The 15,884-nt window shown below is 67.5% G+C and carries 16 protein-coding genes and 1 pseudogene; 11 read left to right on the top strand and 6 right to left on the bottom strand.

Annotation, left to right across the window (positions count from 1 at the left end):
* Nucleotides 1-8: 8 nt before the first annotated feature.
* The gene (locus RHOOR92_RS0117245; RefSeq protein ID WP_155950266.1) at nt 9-239 is read right to left on the bottom strand and encodes a hypothetical protein; all 231 of its coding nucleotides are present in this window, start codon (nt 237-239) and stop codon (nt 9-11) included.
* Nucleotides 240-400: 161 nt separating this feature from the next.
* Between RHOOR92_RS0117245 and RHOOR92_RS0117240 the strand changes: the two genes are divergently transcribed.
* Nucleotides 401-1,267 (top strand): nidogen-like domain-containing protein, encoded by an 867-nt coding sequence (locus tag RHOOR92_RS0117240; RefSeq protein ID WP_027490815.1) that lies wholly within the window; start codon nt 401-403, stop codon nt 1,265-1,267.
* Nucleotides 1,268-1,550: 283 nt separating this feature from the next.
* Here RHOOR92_RS0117240 and RHOOR92_RS19415 read toward each other — a convergent pair whose 3' ends face one another.
* On the bottom strand, nt 1,551-1,745 hold the full coding sequence (locus RHOOR92_RS19415) for a YbdD/YjiX family protein (protein ID WP_081660258.1): 195 nt from the start codon (nt 1,743-1,745) through the stop codon (nt 1,551-1,553).
* A 10-nt stretch (nt 1,746-1,755) separates the two neighbouring features.
* A complete protein-coding gene (locus tag RHOOR92_RS0117235; RefSeq protein WP_007507226.1) occupies nt 1,756-3,831 on the bottom strand; it encodes a carbon starvation CstA family protein in 2,076 nt (691 codons plus the stop codon).
* Between the two features lie 171 nt (nt 3,832-4,002).
* On the opposite strand from RHOOR92_RS0117235, the gene RHOOR92_RS0117230 reads away from it, so the two are divergent.
* The 5 genes and pseudogenes from RHOOR92_RS0117230 (at nt 4,003) to RHOOR92_RS0117210 (ending at nt 7,309) form a co-directional block, all read left to right on the top strand.
* Nucleotides 4,003-4,800, top strand: coding sequence for a DUF4197 domain-containing protein (locus tag RHOOR92_RS0117230; protein WP_007507224.1), 798 nt, complete (start codon nt 4,003-4,005; stop codon nt 4,798-4,800).
* Nucleotides 4,801-4,936: 136 nt separating this feature from the next.
* Entirely contained in the window at nt 4,937-5,476 is a 540-nt protein-coding gene (gene def, locus RHOOR92_RS0117225) for a peptide deformylase (protein ID WP_007507222.1), read from the top strand.
* Nucleotides 5,368-5,745, top strand: a pseudogene (locus RHOOR92_RS18910) (DUF427 domain-containing protein). The gene def and the pseudogene RHOOR92_RS18910 overlap by 109 nt, the downstream one beginning before the upstream one ends.
* Before the next feature lie 75 nt (nt 5,746-5,820).
* The gene (locus RHOOR92_RS0117215) at nt 5,821-7,014 is read left to right on the top strand and encodes an acyltransferase (RefSeq protein ID WP_027490814.1); all 1,194 of its coding nucleotides are present in this window, start codon (nt 5,821-5,823) and stop codon (nt 7,012-7,014) included.
* A 37-nt stretch (nt 7,015-7,051) separates the two neighbouring features.
* Entirely contained in the window at nt 7,052-7,309 is a 258-nt protein-coding gene (locus RHOOR92_RS0117210) for a hypothetical protein (protein WP_015446934.1), read from the top strand.
* 24 nt (nt 7,310-7,333) lie between these two features.
* On the opposite strand, the gene pyrF is transcribed toward RHOOR92_RS0117210, so the two are convergent.
* Together pyrF and ettA are read right to left on the bottom strand one after the other, a co-directional pair.
* Nucleotides 7,334-8,152, bottom strand: coding sequence for an orotidine-5'-phosphate decarboxylase (gene pyrF, locus RHOOR92_RS0117205; protein ID WP_007507211.1), 819 nt, complete (start codon nt 8,150-8,152; stop codon nt 7,334-7,336).
* A 103-nt stretch (nt 8,153-8,255) separates the two neighbouring features.
* Nucleotides 8,256-9,923, bottom strand: a complete 1,668-nt coding sequence (ettA, locus tag RHOOR92_RS0117200; protein ID WP_007507209.1) for an energy-dependent translational throttle protein EttA — start codon at nt 9,921-9,923, stop codon at nt 8,256-8,258.
* A gap of 189 nt (nt 9,924-10,112) precedes the next feature.
* Between ettA and glyA the strand changes: the two genes are divergently transcribed.
* The 4 genes from glyA to ribD all read left to right on the top strand — a co-directional run bounded on the left by glyA (nt 10,113) and on the right by ribD (nt 13,778).
* Complete coding sequence (gene glyA, locus RHOOR92_RS0117195; RefSeq protein WP_027490813.1) at nt 10,113-11,366, top strand: serine hydroxymethyltransferase; 1,254 nt, start codon at nt 10,113-10,115, stop codon at nt 11,364-11,366.
* A 9-nt stretch (nt 11,367-11,375) separates the two neighbouring features.
* The gene (locus RHOOR92_RS0117190) at nt 11,376-12,074 is read left to right on the top strand and encodes a CTP synthase (protein ID WP_027490812.1); all 699 of its coding nucleotides are present in this window, start codon (nt 11,376-11,378) and stop codon (nt 12,072-12,074) included.
* Nucleotides 12,075-12,076: 2 nt separating this feature from the next.
* Entirely contained in the window at nt 12,077-12,589 is a 513-nt protein-coding gene (nrdR, locus tag RHOOR92_RS0117185) for a transcriptional regulator NrdR (protein ID WP_007507202.1), read from the top strand.
* Nucleotides 12,590-12,680: 91 nt separating this feature from the next.
* The gene (gene ribD, locus RHOOR92_RS0117180) at nt 12,681-13,778 is read left to right on the top strand and encodes a bifunctional diaminohydroxyphosphoribosylaminopyrimidine deaminase/5-amino-6-(5-phosphoribosylamino)uracil reductase RibD (protein ID WP_338053105.1); all 1,098 of its coding nucleotides are present in this window, start codon (nt 12,681-12,683) and stop codon (nt 13,776-13,778) included.
* Between the two features lie 71 nt (nt 13,779-13,849).
* Here the strand turns inward: ribD and RHOOR92_RS0117175 are convergent, their stop codons facing one another.
* The gene (locus RHOOR92_RS0117175) at nt 13,850-14,860 is read right to left on the bottom strand and encodes an NAD(P)-dependent alcohol dehydrogenase (RefSeq protein ID WP_027485422.1); all 1,011 of its coding nucleotides are present in this window, start codon (nt 14,858-14,860) and stop codon (nt 13,850-13,852) included.
* 90 nt (nt 14,861-14,950) lie between these two features.
* On the opposite strand from RHOOR92_RS0117175, the gene RHOOR92_RS0117170 reads away from it, so the two are divergent.
* A complete protein-coding gene (locus tag RHOOR92_RS0117170) occupies nt 14,951-15,862 on the top strand; it encodes a LysR family transcriptional regulator (RefSeq protein WP_007507196.1) in 912 nt (303 codons plus the stop codon).
* Nucleotides 15,863-15,884: the final 22 nt, after the last annotated feature.

The raw sequence follows: 15,884 nt of genomic DNA, 5'->3' as shown, positions 1-15,884 counted from the left end.
GCCGGGATTCACGACATCGGCATATAGCGCTCGCGTTCCGGTTTCACCACCACCACGGTGGCCAGCGTCTTGGTGACCTCGTTGCCGCTGTTGCTCTGCCACTCCCTTTTTTGACGCTCGGGCAGGGGTGGTGAGTTGCCGAGAGCAATGGCCGGACTGACTGGCACCAGCGATGTCTCGGAGTCGGGAACCATCGATCCTGGGGATTTTGCCGAAGGGTTGGCCGCGGCGCGGAGCACGGGGCAAGTTCACGGGAATCTAGTTTTAGCGCCGGAGAACTTTACACAATTGACGCGGTGCACGGGGCTCGTGAAAGTTAAAACTCAATGGAATTAATTTGTTATATCGATGGCATGGTTCTGGCTGGTGGATAGAGAAATCCACCAAGGAGAACGCCTACATGTTCACCAAGTTTCTTTCAAAAACCAGCTGGCTGATGCTGGCCACGATTGCCTATGCAATCGTTGTTGCGCCTGCCGCGAGGGCCGGTACCGTGGCGTCCGGGTTCAACGCAAACACGTTTCCCGCCAACGACGACGGTGCTTCGGGGCTGGTCACCCTGCCGTTCACTGCCAACTACTTCGGCACCAACTACACGGGTCTGTACGTGAGTAACAACGGCTACATCACGTTCAACTTCCCCCAAGGCACCTTCACGCCCTCCGGCCTCGGCAGCGGTTATAGCGGCCAGCCGATCATTGCCCCGTTCTTCGCCGACGTCGACACGCGTGGTGCCGGCAGTGGTCTGACCAGTTGGGGCAACGGCACCTATGCCGGGCGTACCGCTTTTGGCGCCACTTGGCCGGGCGTCGGATATTACGGTGCGCACACGGACAAGCTGAACACGTTCCAGTTGATCATGGTCGATCGGTCCGATGTCGCCGCTGGAGACTTCGACTTCTACTTCAACTACGACCAGATCCAGTGGGAAACCGGAGACGCCAGTGGCGGCTCGAACGGGCTTGGCGGTACCTCGGCGGCAGCGGGCTATAACGCTGGCCAGCCGGGCAATCCTGCGGGGACCTACGCCCAGCTTGCCGGTTCGCTCACCAACGGCGCCTTGCTCGACGGCGGGCCGGACTCGCTGGTCGCCGGTACCAACGACGGCGTGCCGGGACAGTTCCTGTTCCAGGTCCGAAATGGCACCATCACGCCACCCGTCACGTCGGTGCCAGAACCGTCCTCCCTGGCGATGTTGATGATGGGCCTGCTTGGTCTGCTCGGCTTGGAGTCCTTGCATCGTCGGCGCCACGAGTTCCGCGGCTGAGTTCCACATTGCTCTGATACCGGCGGTCGTGTCGACGTCAGCTCGTTTGACGTCGGCGCGGCCGTTGGTGCCTTCCGGTTTTTGCGGATCGGCCTTTCCGCCGGTAGCCGCTGACGGTTTTGAACGTTGCGTGCGTGGTCGGGACCAAGCCTGTGCGCAGCTGAGGCTCGTCGGCTTCAAGCCAAGCCCGCAGCCAAGCGCTGACTCCATCGCGACCACCCTCAGGGCTGCTCCTCGTCGCGACGGTAGATCGACTCCCAACTAATCTGCAACACCGCAGCATTCAGCAACACCGCCCCCCACCCCCTTTGTAGCGGGCCTCCTGCCGTTCTCTAAAGAACGCCTCGTAGCTTGGCACCTTGCGCTCGGGATGATGTTCGCGCAGGTGCTGCACGTAGACGTCGTAGTCGGGCACGCCGCAGCACAGGCGGGCGGTTTGCACCGCCCACTTGCGTATGGAACGGAAGCTCGCATTCATCGCGTCGTCCTCAGCCGGCCACGCCGGCCAGCGCCACGTACGGTTCCTCGTGCGCGGTCGGGTGATTGGTCTGCCAGCCCCGGATCGCGGCGCGCAGGCAGAAGATCACCATGACCACGACCAGCGCCATGAACAGGCCGGTCATCACCATGTCCACGTAGTTGTTGGTGACGATCTGCTGCATCGCGGCCTGGGTCTTGGCCGGCGCCAGCAACTGGCCCTGCTGCATCGCGGCCGCGTACTTGTTGGCGGCGGCGGTGAAGCTGATCGGGCCGACCAGCTTCTCGTAGCCGGCGGTGAGCGTGCACACAATCAGCCACAGCGCGGGGATGCCCGGCACCCACACGTAGCGCTCGCGCTTGAGTTTCACCACCACCACGGTGGCCAGCATCAGCGCGATCGCGGCCAGCATCTGGTTGGCGATACCGAACAGCGGCCACAGGGTGTTGATGCCGCCCAGCGGGTCGACCGCGCCCTGGTACAGGAAGTAGCCCCACAGCGCCACGCAGACCGCGGTGGCCAGCAGGTTGCCGGTCCACGACTCGGTGGCCTGCAGCGGCTTGTACACCAGGCCAGCGATCTCCTGGATCATGAAGCGGCCCACGCGGGTGCCGGCGTCGACCGTAGTGAGGATGAACAGCGCTTCGAACAGGATCGCGTAGTGGTACCAGAACGCCATCATGCCGCCGCCGGGCAGGATGTTGTGCAGCAGTTGGGCCATGCCTACCGCCAGCGTCGGCGCGCCGCCGGCGCGGCCGAGGATGCTGCCCTCGCCGATGTCCTTCGCGGTCCGCAGCAGTTCGTCCGGGGTTACCACGAAGCCCCACTGGCTGATCGTGGTGGCGGCCTGCTCGACGGTGGTGCCGACGATCGCGCCCGGCGAATTCATCGCGAAGTAGACGCCCGGGTGCAGCGAGGCGGCGGCGACCAGCGCCATGATCGCCACGAACGCCTCCATCAGCATGCCGCCGTAGCCGACCATGCGCGCCTGGCCTTCATTGGCGAGCAGCTTGGGCGTGGTGCCCGAGGCGATGATCGAATGCCAGCCGGAGACCGCGCCGCAGGCGATGGTGATGAACAGGAACGGGAACAGGTTGCCGGCGAACACCGGCCCGGTACCGTCGATGAACTTGGTCACCGCCGGCAATTGCAAGGTCGGCGCAGCCAAGAAGATCGCCAGCGCCAGCAGCGCGATGGTGCCGATCTTGAGGAAGGTGGAAAGGTAATCGCGCGGCGCCAGCAGCAGCCACACCGGCAGCACCGAGGCGCAGAAGCCGTAGGCGATCAGCAGCCAGGCCAGCGCCTTGGCGTCGAAGTCGAACAGCGGCGCCAGCGTGGCCGAGTCGGCCACGTACTTGCCGAACCAGATCGAGGCCAGCAGCAGCAGCAGGCCAATGATCGACACTTCGAGGATGCGGCCCGGGCGGAACCAGCGCATGTAGGCGCCCATCAGGAACGCGATCGGGATCGTGGCGGCCACGGTGAAGGTGCCCCACGGGCTGTGCGTGAGCGCCTTGACCACCACCAGCGCCAGCACCGCCAGCACGATCATCATCAACACCAGCACGCCGATCATCGCCACGATGCCGGGCAATGGCCCCAGTTCCTCGCGCAGCATGTGCCCGAGCGAGCGGGCATCGCGGCGCAGCGACAGGCCGAGGATCATGAAATCCTGCACCGCGCCGGCGAACACCACGCCGAACAGGATCCACAGTGTGCCGGGCAGGTAGCCCATCTGCGCGGCCAGCACCGGGCCAACCAGCGGACCGGCACCGGCGATCGCGGCGAAGTGGTGGCCGAACACCACCCACTTGTCGGTGGGCACGTAGTCGAGGCCATCGTTGCGCAGCACCGAGGGCGGCGCGCGGCTGGGGTCCAGCTGCAGCACCGAGTGTTCGACGAACTTGCCGTAGAAGCGGTAGCCGATCACGAAGATGGCGATCGACGCGGCGACCAGCCAGATCGCGTTGATCGGCTCGCCGCGGCGCAGGGCGACCACGCCCAGGCAGAACGCGCCGACGATGGCGATGGCGACCCACAGGATCTTGCTGGCCGGGCTGGGCTTGGGCATGACGGCGGCTTGCATGGGCGGCTCTCCTGGGCGATGCCGCAAGATTCGTCCCGTCGGCGGCGGCGGTCAATCCCAAAACCGGCCAACCGGTATTAGCCTTTGGTCGAATAACCAAGTCCGCTTCGTCACGCCGCGAAGAGGCGGCAGCGCTACACTGGCCGCCTTGCCGACCACAAGGAATTCGTCATGCGCATCGCGGTTCGCTACGGTTTGCTGAGCCTCGCCCTCACGGTCGCCGCGCTGCCGCTGACGGCCGCCGGCTCGGGCCAGTTCAAGGATCTGCTGAACAAGGTCAAACAGTCGACGCATGCGTCCAATTCGCAGCTCGGCAGCAATTTGCCGACCAGCGACATCGCCGCCGGACTCAAGGAGGCGCTGGCCAAGGGCACCACCAACGCGATCAACAGCCTCGGCCGCGACGGCGGCTTCTGGAACAACGCCAAGGTGCGCATTCCGCTGCCGGGCAAGCTCGAGCAGGCGGGCAAGCTGGCGCGCCAGCTGGGGCAGGGTGCCAAGGTCGACGCGTTCGAGCTGAGCATGAACCGGGCGGCGGAGAAGGCGGTGCCGCAGGTGGCCGAGATCTTCGGCGATGCGATCCGCAAGATGACCCTGGAAGACGCGCGCGGCATCCTCGCCGGCGGCGATCACGCGGCCACCGATTTCTTCCGCCGCGTGGCCGGCGATGCGCTGACCGCGCGCATCCATCCGATCGTGGCCAAGGCCACCGACAGCGTCGGCGTCACCCAGAAGTACAAGGCGTTCACCGCCGGCGGCATGGGCGGCGAACTGGGCAACGCGCTGGGCGCGCTCGGCGGCAAGTCGGGCAAATCGAACAAGGGCGCCAGCCCGCTGGACCTGGACGACTACGTGACGACGAAGACCCTGGACGGCCTGTTCATCACCATCGGCGAGCAGGAGCAGTCGATCCGCCACAACCCGGGCGCCCGCACCACCGACCTGCTGAAGAAAGTGTTCGGCGGTTGAACCCGCTTGCGGGTTCAACCAATCCGCACGAGGCTTTGCCCGGCGCTTTGCCGTTGAGGCACCGGGGAGCACCGCTTGCATTGGGACTGCATCGACCACAGTTCGACAGGCAACAGCGTTCCGCCACGAGGCCTGCATGATCCGTGAAATCCTGAAAATGGGTGATCCACGCCTGCTGCGCATCGCGCCGCTGGTGCCCGCCGCGATGCTGGGCAGCGCGGAACTCGATGCGCTGATCGCCGACATGTTCGAGACCATGCAGGCCGCCGATGGGGTCGGCCTGGCCGCACCGCAGATCGGTGTCGACCTGCAGCTGGTGATCTTCGGCTTCGAGCATTCCGAGCGCTATCCCGATGCGCCCGAGGTGCCACGCACGATCCTGCTCAACCCGGTGATCACGCCGCTCTCGCAGGACATGGAGGAGGGCTGGGAAGGCTGCCTGTCCGTGCCCGGCCTGCGCGGCGCGGTGAACCGCTACACGCTGATCCGCTACGAAGGCATCGACCCGCAGGGCGCACGCATCGATCGTCGTGCAGAAGGCTTCCACGCCCGCGTGGTGCAGCACGAGTGCGACCACCTGATCGGCCGGCTGTACCCGTCGCGTATCACCGATTTCAGCAAGTTCGGCTATACCGAGGTGCTGTTTCCGGGGCAAGAATTGGCAGACGATTGGTGAAGGCCATCTGGAACGACACCGTGCCCGCCGAAAGCGACGATACCGTTCTCGTCGAAGGCAACCACCATTTCCCGGCCGCATCGTTGCGGCGCGGGCACTTTCGCGAAAGCGAACATCACAGCGTGTGTCCGTGAAAGGGTGTGGCCAGCTACTACGACGTGATCGTCGGCGACGTGGTGAACGCACAGGCGGCCAGGTACTACCCGCAGCCCAGGCGCGCCGCCGCACGGATCGCCGGTCGCGTCGCCTTCTGGAAGGCGTCGATGTGATCGCCTGAGCCGGCCGTTGCTGGTGGCGCGGCGCTCGTCGATGATGCGACACATTGTTCCAGTGCGACCTCATCCATGCAGACCGTACCAGCCACTTCCGCGAACGCCGTGCCGGCGATAGGCACCCGCAATCCCGGCATCGATCTGTTGCGCGGCTTGGCGATCGTGCTGGTGGTGTTCAACCATCTCGGCCTGCGCATTCCGCTGAAAAAGACCGCATTGACCGACGTGCTGCCGGCGTGGCTGCTGAGCCGGCTGAACTACAACGGCTACGAGGCCGTGTTCGTGTTCTTCGTGATCTCGGGATTCCTGATCTCGGGCAACGCGCTGCGCCGCTGGGGGAGTCTGGAAAAGATCGACCTGCGCGCATTCTATGCGCGGCGTTTCGCCCGCATCGTGCCGTGCCTGCTGGCGCTGGTGGCGGTGCTGAGCGTGCTGCACCTGGCCGGCGTGCGCGATTACACGATCATCCACGCCAACCAGTCGCTGCCGCGTGCGATCTTCGCGGCGCTCGGTCTGCACCTGAACTGGTACGAGGGACAGACAGGCTACCTGCCGGGCAACTGGGACGTGCTGTGGTCGCTGTCGATCGAGGAAGTGTTCTACCTCGGCTTTCCGCTGGTGTGTCTGCTCACGCGGCGACGTAGGGTGCTGGTGCCGTGGCTGGCCCTGCTTGCGCTATCGATGCCGTGGACGCATGCCGCCTTGCGCGGCAACGAGATCTGGCAAGAGAAGGCCTATCTGCCCGGCATGTCGGCGATTGCGATCGGTGTGCTGGGTGCGCTGCTGGCCGATGCCTGGCGACCGCCACGGCGTACCGTCGTGATGCTGGGCTGGTTCGGCGCGACGGGGCTGGGTGCGGTGCTGCTGGACGGGGGCGCGCTGTGGCACTGGCTGCGCGACGGCTACATGCTGGTGCTCACATTGTCGTCGCTGTGCCTGGTGCTGTGCTGCCGCTGGCGCACCGACGGCGGCGCGGCACTGTCCTTGCCCGGTTTCGGTTGGCTGCGCAGTTGGGGCCGCCTGAGCTACGAGATCTACCTGACCCACATGTTCGCGGTGTTTGCGGTGGTGCGCGCGTACCGCGCCTGGGGCGGTGACCCGGCCCACGGCTGGTTGTGGTACCTGCCGGCACTGGGCTTGTGCTGGCTGCTGGGTGCGGTGGTGGAGCGTTGGCTGTCCACGCCGTACGAGCGCTGGCTGCGGCGATGTCTGTGGAAACCGGCCGGCGCCGCACGGCCAACAACCGCTGAACTCCCTGTAGCGTAAGCTGCGTGAGGACGGATATCCGCCCGGGAGAAGTTCGGTGAAGAAAGAAGATGAAACGCACATGCAGATCGTCTCGGCGGACATCAGCTCGGAGGCGCTGACCGGCATGGTGATCTTCCGGCCGCATTGCATGTCCCGTGCGGGCCGCAAGGTGGATGAGGCCGGCAAGAGCGGCCACTGGTATGCCTTGCGCCCTGCCGAGGTGCGCAGCTTTGCGCGTGCGCTGCTGGATGCGGCCGATACGCTGGACCTGAAGACGAAGGCGCTGCAGGCGGCGAAGACGGCGACGGGTTGACCGTGGCGCCGGAGCGCGACGCGCTCAGGCCTGCCGGCAGCGATTGATGGTGTCGCGCAATTCGCTGGCAGCGGCGCGCGCGGCCGCGGCGAAACCCTCGCCGTGGCCGGCATAGAGGATCGCGCGCGACGAGCTGATCAGCAGGCCCGTGCCATCGGCATTGCGACCGTGGCGCAGCACCGCCTCTACATCGCCGCCCTGGGCGCCGATGCCGGGCACCAGCAGCGGCATCTCGCCGACCACCGCGCGCACCTTGCCCAGTTCCTGCGGCCAGGTGGCGCCGGTGACCAGCGCGCAGTTGCCGTGGCCGTTCCACTCGCGTGCGACCGTCTCGGCCACGCGCAGGTACAGCGGCTGGCCGCCGCAATCCAGCGCCTGGAAATCCGCGCCGCCGGGGTTGGAGGTGCGGCAGAGCAGGATCACGCCCTTGTCGGCGCGGTCGAGGAACGGCTGGATCGAGTCGCGTCCGAGGTACGGGTTCAGCGTCACCGCGTCGGCCTGGTAGCGCTCGAACGCCTCGCGGGCGTAGTGCTGCGCCGTGCTGCCGATGTCGCCGCGCTTGGCGTCGAGGATCACCGGCACGCCGGGATGTTCCGCGTGGATGTGCGCGATCAGCCGTTCCAGCGTGTCCTCGGCGCGCAGCGCGGCGAAGTGCGCGATCTGCGGCTTGAACGCGCAGACCAGGTCGGCGGTGGCGTCGACGATGGCGCGGCAGAAATCGAACACCGCGTCGGGCGCATCACGCAGCTGCGCGGGAAATTTCGCCGGTTCCGGATCGAGGCCGACGCAGACCAGCGAGTGGTTGCGGGTCCAGGCCTGCTGCAGGGATTGCATGAAGTGCATCGTGGTCCCCGATTGAGGAGTGAGCGAAGAGGAGTGAGAAAGGAGAGTGGGTGTGAGCTCGTGCTTTCTCTCACTCCTCACATCTCTTCACTCACTCCCGCCTTCAGGCCAGCTTCTTGTATTTCACCCGATGCGGTCGCGCCCCTTCCTCGCCGAGGCGGCGCTTCTTGTCGGCCTCGTACTCGTTGTAGTTGCCGGGGAAGAACTCCACGTGCGAGTCGCCCTCGAACGCGATGATGTGGGTGGCGATGCGGTCGAGGAACCAGCGGTCATGCGAGATCACGATCGCCGAGCCGGGGAACTCCAGCAGGGCATCTTCCAGCGCGCGCAGGGTTTCCACGTCCAGGTCGTTCGACGGCTCGTCGAGCAGCAGCACGTTGCCGCCCTGCAGCAGGGTCTTGGCCATGTGCAGGCGGCCGCGCTCGCCGCCGGACAGGCTGCCGACGATCTTCTGCTGGTCGGTGCCCTTGAAGTTGAAGCGGCCGATGTAGGCGCGCGACTGGATCTCGAAGTTGCCGATGGTGAGGATGTCCGAACCGCCGGAGACCTCCTGCCACACGTTGTTCTTCGGGTCGAGCGCGTCGCGCGACTGGTCGACGTAGGCGAGCTTGGTGGTGTGGCCCAGCTTCACCTCGCCGGAGTCCGGCGTCTCCTTGCCCATGATCATCTTCATCAGGGTGGACTTGCCGGCGCCGTTCGGGCCGATCACGCCGATGATCGCGCCCGGCGGCACCTTGAACGACAGGTCCTCGATCAGCACGCGGTCGCCGAACGACTTGGTCACGTGCTTGAACTCGATCACCTCCTGGCCCAGGCGCTCGCCCGGCGGAATGAAGATCTCGTTGGTCTCGTTGCGGCGCTGGTAGTCGACCGAGTTCAGCTCCTCGAAGCGGGCCAGGCGGGCCTTGCCCTTGGACTGGCGGCCCTTGGCGGCCGAGCGTACCCACTCCAGCTCCTTCGCGATGGCCTTCTGGCGCGACTTCTCCTGGTTCGCTTCCTGCTTCAGGCGGGCGTCCTTCTGCTCCAGCCATTCGGTGTAGTTGCCCTTCCACGGAATGCCGCGGCCGCGGTCGAGTTCGAGGATCCACTCGGCGGCGTTGTCGAGGAAGTAGCGGTCATGGGTGACCGCCACCACGGTGCCGGGATAGTCGTGCAGGAATTTTTCCAGCCAGTCCACCGACTCGGCGTCCAGATGGTTGGTGGGCTCGTCCAGCAGCAGCATGTCCGGCTTGGACAGCAGCAGGCGGCACAGCGCCACGCGGCGCTTCTCGCCACCGGACAGCGGGCCGATCTTCGCGTCCCACGGCGGCAGGCGCAGCGCGTCGGCGGCGACTTCCAGCTGACGCTCCAGCGCATGCGCGTCGTTCGCGGCGAGCAGGTTTTCCAGCTTCTCCTGCTCCTTGGCCAGTGCGTCGAAGTCGGCGCCTTCCTCGGCATAGGCGGCGTAGACCTCCTCCAGCCGCTTCTGCGCGTCGAGGATTTCGGCCACGCCTTCCTCGACCACTTCGCGCACGGTCTTTTCCGGATCCAGGTTAGGCTCCTGCGCCAGGTAGCCGATCTTGGTGCCCGGCTGCGCACGCGCCTCGCCCTGGAAGTCGGTGTCCACGCCGGCCATGATCTTCAGCACGGTGGACTTGCCCGCACCGTTGACGCCGAGCAGGCCGATCTTGGCGCCGGGGAAGAAGCTGAGCGAGATGTCCTTGATGATCTGGCGCTTCGGCGGGACGATCTTGCTGACCCCGTTCATGGTGTAGATGTACTGCGAGCTCATGCAACCTCCGAAGGCGTGCGCCGCGCCGCCTGCACGGCCGGCACGGAAAGGGAATTCGTCAAACCGCACATTATAGCGGCTTGTGGGGGCGTGCTGATGCCGCCGGGTGGATCCGCCCGGCGGTGGCCGCAAACACCAGGCAGCGCTACACTTTCCGGCTAATCCCGCTTGCCAACTGCCGAGGCCAGAATGTTCCCCAAGGACTGCACGATTGCCGGTTACGACGACGAACTGGCCCAGGCCATCGCTGACGAAGGCCGGCGTCAGGAAGACCACGTCGAGCTGATCGCCTCGGAGAACTACGCCAGCCCGCGGGTGATGGAAGCGCAGGGCTCCAAGCTCACCAACAAGTACGCCGAGGGCTACCCGGGCAAGCGCTACTACGGCGGCTGCGAATACGTGGACGTCGCCGAGACGCTGGCGATCGAGCGGCTGAAGCAGCTGTTCGACTGCGACTACGCCAACGTGCAGCCGCACTCCGGCTCGCAGGCGAACCAGGCCGTGTACCTGGCCCTGCTGCAGCCGGGCGACACCATCCTGGGCATGTCGCTCGCCCATGGCGGCCATCTCACCCACGGCGCCAAGGTCAACATCAGCGGCAAGCTGTTCAACGCGGTGCAGTACGGCGTCGACGGGAACGGCCTGATCGACTACGACGAAGTGCAACGCCTGGCCACCGAGCACCGGCCGAAGATGCTGGTCGGCGGCTTCAGCGCCTACTCGCAGGTGGTCGACTGGGCGCGCATGCGCCGGATCGCCGATTCGGTCGGCGCGCTGTTCTTCGTCGACATGGCCCACGTCGCCGGCCTGGTCGCCGCCGGCGTGTACCCCAGCCCGCTGCCGCACGCGCACGTGGTCACCTCGACCACCCACAAGACGCTGCGCGGCCCGCGCGGCGGCATCATCGTGGCGAAGGGGGCGGGCGAGGAGATCGAGAAGAAGCTGCAGTCGATCGTGTTCCCCGGTATCCAGGGTGGCCCGCTGATGCACGTGATCGCGGCCAAGGCGGTGGCGTTCAAGGAAGCGCTGGAGCCCGCGTTCACCACCTACCAGACCCAGGTGGTGAAGAACGCCAAGGCGATGGCGAAGACCTTCATCGCGCGCGGCTACAAGATCGTCTCCGGCGGCACCGAAAACCACCTGATGCTGGTCGACCTGATCGGTCGCGAGGTCACCGGCAAGGCCGCCGAGGAAGCGCTGGGCAAGGCGCACGTCACGGTCAACAAGAACGCCGTGCCGAACGACCCGCGCAAGCCGTTCGTCACCTCCGGCCTGCGCGTCGGCACCCCGGCCGTCACCACCCGCGGCTACCTGGAAGCGGACGTGACCGAACTGGCGAACTGGATCTGCGACGTGCTGGACGCGCCAGCCGACGAGGCGGTGATCGCCCGCGTGCGCGGGAACGTCACGGCGCAGTGCCAGAAGTTCCCGGTCTACGGCTGAGCCACCGGCATGCACGCCCTGCAGGTCGGGCTGATCGGCGATCACAACGATGAGGTGGTCGCCCATCGTGCCATTCCCGTGGCGTTGGACATGGCGGCCGCTGCCTGCGGCGTGACGGTCGAGCCGATCTGGATACCGACCGACCAGGTCGGCGACGGCGCCGCGCTGGCGGAGTTCGACGGACTCTGGTGCGTTCCGGCCAGTCCGTATCGCAGTGCAGAGGGCGCGCTCGCCGCGATCCGCGTGGCGCGCGAGCGGCACGTCCCGTTCCTGGGCACCTGCGGCGGCTTCCAGCATGCCGTGATCGAATATGCGCGCAACGTGCTTGGCTGGGCCGACGCCGAGCATGCCGAGACGGCACCGCAAGCCCGCCGCCAGGTGATCGTGCCGCTGCTGTGCACGCTGGTCGAGGTGACCGATGCCGTACGTCTGGTCGAGGGCTCCCGGCTGGCGCTGGCCTATGGTGCGAAGGCGATCGCCGAGGGCTATCACTGCAGCTACGGCTTGAGTCCCGATTTCCGGGAGGCGCTTGCGGATGGTCCGCTGCGAATCTGTGCCGTGGACGCCGCCGGCGAGGTTCGAGGCATCGAACTGGAGGACCACCCGTTTTTTGTCGCCACCCTGTTCCAGCATGAGCGGGGCGCCCTGCAGGGACGGGTGCCGCCGGCGGTGCGTGCTTTCGTGCAGGTGATGGCCGACACTTACTGACCATGCATTGCCCCTTCTGCCAGCACGAAGACACCCGCGTGATCGACTCGCGGCTGACCGAGGACGGCAGCAGCGTGCGTCGTCGGCGCGAGTGCGAGCAGTGCGGCGAGCGCTTCAACACGTTCGAGACGGCCGAGCTGAAACTGCCGGCGATCGTGAAGAGTGGCGAGCGGCGCGAGATGTTCGACGAGCGCAAGCTCAGGGTGAGTTTCGAGCGCGCACTGCAGAAGCGCCCGGTGGCCAGCGATGCGGTGGACGCCGCGGTGCGCGCCATCGTCAACGACCTGCGCCGCAGCAGCGAGCGCGAGGTGCCGTCGCGCCAGGTCGGCGAGCTGGTGATGCGCGAGCTGAAGAAGCTCGACCAGGTCGCCTACGTGCGCTTCGCCTCGGTCTACCGCAAGTTCGAGGACGTGCACGCCTTCCGCGAGGAGATCGAGAAGCTGGAGCGCGACCTGCCGGGGCTGGCCGACCTGCAGTTGCCCCTGCTCGGCGGCGGCAAGCGGGCAGGCAAATGACGATGGCAGGAGCGCACCCCGTGCGCGATGCTTTCCGTCGCGTGACGAAGAGCCTCACGCACGGGGTGCGCTCCTGCCAAGGCACGGCGGCGTGACCGCCACTTTCTCGGCGACTGATCATCTCCACATGGCGCATGCCTTGCGCCTCGCCGAGCGCGGCCTGTACACCACCCAGCCGAACCCGCGCGTGGGCTGCGTGATCGCGCATGGCGACGCGGTGGTCGGCACCGGCTTTCATCGGCGCGCCGGCGAGCCGCACGCGGAAGTGTTCGCGCTGCGCGAGGCGGGCGAACGGGCGCGCGGCGCCACCGCCTACGTGACGCTGGAGCCGTGCGCGCACCACGGGCGCACGCCGCCGTGCGCCGACGCGCTGATCGCCGCCGGCGTCGGGCGGGTGGTCGTCGCGGCGGAGGACACGTTCCCGCAAGTCGACGGCCGCGGCATCGGCAAGCTGCGCGATGCCGGCATCACGGTCGCATCGGGCCTGATGCGCGAAGCGGCGCGCGCGCTGAACGTCGGTTTCTTCAGCCGGATCGAGCGCGGGCGCCCGTTCGTGCGGCTGAAGCTGGCGATGAGCCTGGACGGCCGCACCGCGCTGGCCAGCGGCGAATCGAAGTGGATCACCGGCGAAGCCGCGCGCGCCGACGTGCAACGCTGGCGTGCGCGTTCAAGTGCCGTCCTCACCGGCAGCGGCACCGTACTGGCCGACAACCCGCACCTCACCGTGCGGTTGCCCGACGGCGAAGAGTTCGCGCCGCCGCTGCGGGTGGTCTTCGACCGCCAGTTGCGCACGCCGGCCGGCAGCCGCGTGCTGGACGGTTCGGCGCCGACGTTGCTGCTGCATGGCGCGGCGGCGACCTGCAGCGACGACCGCTTCGAGCGGGTCGAGCGGGTGGCGCTGCCCACGCCGGGCGATGCGCTCGACCTGCGCACCGTGCTGGCCCTGCTGGGCGGGCGCGGCTGCAACGAGGTTCACGTGGAGGCCGGCCCGACCCTGGGTGGCGCCCTGTTCGCCGCCGGCCTGGTCGACGAACTGCTGCTCTACGTGGCTCCGCTGCTGCTGGGTGATCGAGCGCGGGCACTGCTGCAGCTGCCGCCGCTGGCCGACATGGCTGCGCGCTGGCGCTTGCAGGTGATCGACCAGCGCATGCTGGGCGCGGATATCCGCCTGCGATTGCGCCCGGGCTGATCCGCCGCATCGCTGCCATGCGGGCGCACGCGGCGGCGCAAGCCGCCGGGCAATCGCGCGTGGACGAATGCTCAGCGCGTGAAGTCGATCGCAAGCTTGCCGAAGTGGCGGCCGGCGCCGAGCTGCTCGAAGGCCTCGCGCAGCTGGCCGAAGCCGTAGACGTGGTCGATCACCGGCTCCAGCCCGCCAGCCTCGATGGCGGCCACCATCCGCTCGTGGGCTTCCAGCGATGCCACCGACAGGCCCTGCAGGCGCACGCGCTTGAGCACCATTGGGGTCAGCGGCAGCGTCGCCTCGTTGCCGCCGAGCCAGCCGAGCACGGCGACGACGCCGTGCATGCGCACGGCCTGCAGCGATTGCGCCAGCGTGGCCGCGCCGATCGTCTCGACGACCAGGTCGACTCCCGCGCCGCCGCTCGCCTCGCGTACCAGCGCACCCCACTGCGGGTGCTTCGCGTAGTTGATGCCGACGTTCGCGCCCAGCGCCGTAGCGCGTTCGAGCTTGTCGTCGCTGGACGACAGCACGATCGCCTGTGCGCCCCGCAACCGCGCGAACTGCAGCGCGAACAGCGACACGCCGCCGGTGCCCAGCAGCAGCACGGTCTGCCCACTGGTCACGCGGGCCATCTCCAGCGCCTGCCAGGCGGTGAGCGCGGCGATCGGCAGCGTGGCCGCCTGCACGGCAGAGAACCGGGCAGGCGCACGTGCCAGCGAGTACTCGTCGAAGCAGGCCAGCTCGCGCATCACCCCGGGCTCGGGCCCGCCGATCTCGGCGCCTTCCCATTCCGGCCGCATGGCGCCGGCGATCCAGCGCGACTTGTAGAACGTGGTGACGCGGTCACCGGGCTTGAAGCGGGTCACCGCCTCGCCCACTTCCTGCACCGTGCCGGCACCGTCGGACACCGGCACGATCGGCAGCCGCACGCCACGATAGAGCTGACCGTCGACCAGCATGCGGTCGCGGAAGTTCAGCGAGGCCGCTTCCATGCGCACCAACACCTCCTTCGGGCCGGGGCGCGGGGCGGGCAGGTCGGTCGATTCGAGATGGTCCAGGCCGAAGGCGGAAAGCTGGATGGCGCGCATGGGGGCGACTCCGTGGTGGGAAGGTGGGCATGGTCCCGCCGTCGCCGTTCGGTGATAATCCACACAAATGGATAATCTTCTGTTCGCTGAATGAATCAATCATTCGACCTCACGCCCGCCCGTCTGCGCGAACTGCGCGCGTTTGCGGCGGCCGCGCGACGGCTCAACTTCTCGCGCGCGGCGCTGGAGGTGGGCTGCACGCCGTCGGTACTGAGCCGGCGCATCGCGACACTGGAGGAGGCGGTCGGTGCGCGGCTGTTTTTGCGCACCACCCGGCGCATGGCGCTGACCGCGCGCGGCGAGCAGTTGCTGACGCAATGGCAGCGCATGGAAACGGTGATGGCCGAGTTGGCCGCCGACCTGCGCCCGCCCGATGGCGAACTGGGCGGCCGCCTCTGCGTGCACCTGCCGGCCAGCTTCGGTCGCTATCGCATGGCCCCGCTGCTGGCCGCTTTCATGCGCGAACACCCCGGCGTGCGCATCGACGCGGTATACGACGATACCTACGTCGACATGGTGTCCGGCAGGGTGGATCTGGCCGTGCGGCTGGGGCACCTGGCCGATGTGCAACTGGTGGCGCGCCGGGCCGGCACGATGCGCCTGTATCCCTGCGCCTCGCCCGGTTACCTGGCCTCGGCGCCGCCGCTGCGCGACCCGGCCGACCTCAAGGCGCACCGCTGCATCACCTTCACCGGTTACCGCCGCGGCACGCTGTGGTCGTTCAGCCGGCAGCGCCAGCGGCGCGCGGTACGCATCGAGCCGGTGCTGAGCTGCAACGATGCGCAGGCGATCCGCGACGCGATACTGGCCGGCGTGGGCATCGGCCTGCAGGGTAACTACATGGCCGACGCGCTGGTTGCCGAAGGCCGCATGGTCGAGCTGCTGCCGCGATGGCAGCTGCCGGCGTTCCCGGTGCACCTGCTGTGGCTGCCCGGGGCGGACCGCACGCCGGCGCTGCGGGCCCTGATCGACCACCTGGCCACGGCGCTGACGGTGCAGTGAGGGTGTGGCCGCGATCGTGCAC

The organism is Rhodanobacter sp. OR92 (assembly GCF_000427545.1).
In the GTDB taxonomy this organism is placed as follows: domain Bacteria; phylum Pseudomonadota; class Gammaproteobacteria; order Xanthomonadales; family Rhodanobacteraceae; genus Rhodanobacter; species Rhodanobacter denitrificans.
The sequence above is the reverse complement of the archived record's forward strand: the minus strand, read 5'-3'. Positions and strand labels throughout refer to the sequence as shown.

Excerpts from the sequence above, each read along its gene's own strand:
- RHOOR92_RS0117170 (WP_007507196.1), top strand. The coding sequence starts at position 14,951 with ATGAATCAATCATTCGACCTCACGCCCGCCCGTCTGCGCGAACTGCGC.
- nrdR (WP_007507202.1), top strand. The coding sequence starts at position 12,077 with ATGCATTGCCCCTTCTGCCAGCACGAAGACACCCGCGTGATCGACTCG.
- RHOOR92_RS0117190 (WP_027490812.1), top strand. The coding sequence starts at position 11,376 with ATGCACGCCCTGCAGGTCGGGCTGATCGGCGATCACAACGATGAGGTG.
- RHOOR92_RS0117235 (WP_007507226.1), bottom strand. The coding sequence starts at position 3,831 with ATGCAAGCCGCCGTCATGCCCAAGCCCAGCCCGGCCAGCAAGATCCTG.
- ettA (WP_007507209.1), bottom strand. The coding sequence starts at position 9,923 with ATGAGCTCGCAGTACATCTACACCATGAACGGGGTCAGCAAGATCGTC.
- RHOOR92_RS0117230 (WP_007507224.1), top strand. The coding sequence starts at position 4,003 with ATGCGCATCGCGGTTCGCTACGGTTTGCTGAGCCTCGCCCTCACGGTC.
- glyA (WP_027490813.1), top strand. The coding sequence starts at position 10,113 with ATGTTCCCCAAGGACTGCACGATTGCCGGTTACGACGACGAACTGGCC.
- RHOOR92_RS19415 (WP_081660258.1), bottom strand. The coding sequence starts at position 1,745 with ATGAATGCGAGCTTCCGTTCCATACGCAAGTGGGCGGTGCAAACCGCC.
- pyrF (WP_007507211.1), bottom strand. The coding sequence starts at position 8,152 with ATGCACTTCATGCAATCCCTGCAGCAGGCCTGGACCCGCAACCACTCG.
- RHOOR92_RS0117215 (WP_027490814.1), top strand. The coding sequence starts at position 5,821 with ATGCAGACCGTACCAGCCACTTCCGCGAACGCCGTGCCGGCGATAGGC.
- def (WP_007507222.1), top strand. The coding sequence starts at position 4,937 with ATGATCCGTGAAATCCTGAAAATGGGTGATCCACGCCTGCTGCGCATC.
- RHOOR92_RS0117240 (WP_027490815.1), top strand. The coding sequence starts at position 401 with ATGTTCACCAAGTTTCTTTCAAAAACCAGCTGGCTGATGCTGGCCACG.
- RHOOR92_RS0117175 (WP_027485422.1), bottom strand. The coding sequence starts at position 14,860 with ATGCGCGCCATCCAGCTTTCCGCCTTCGGCCTGGACCATCTCGAATCG.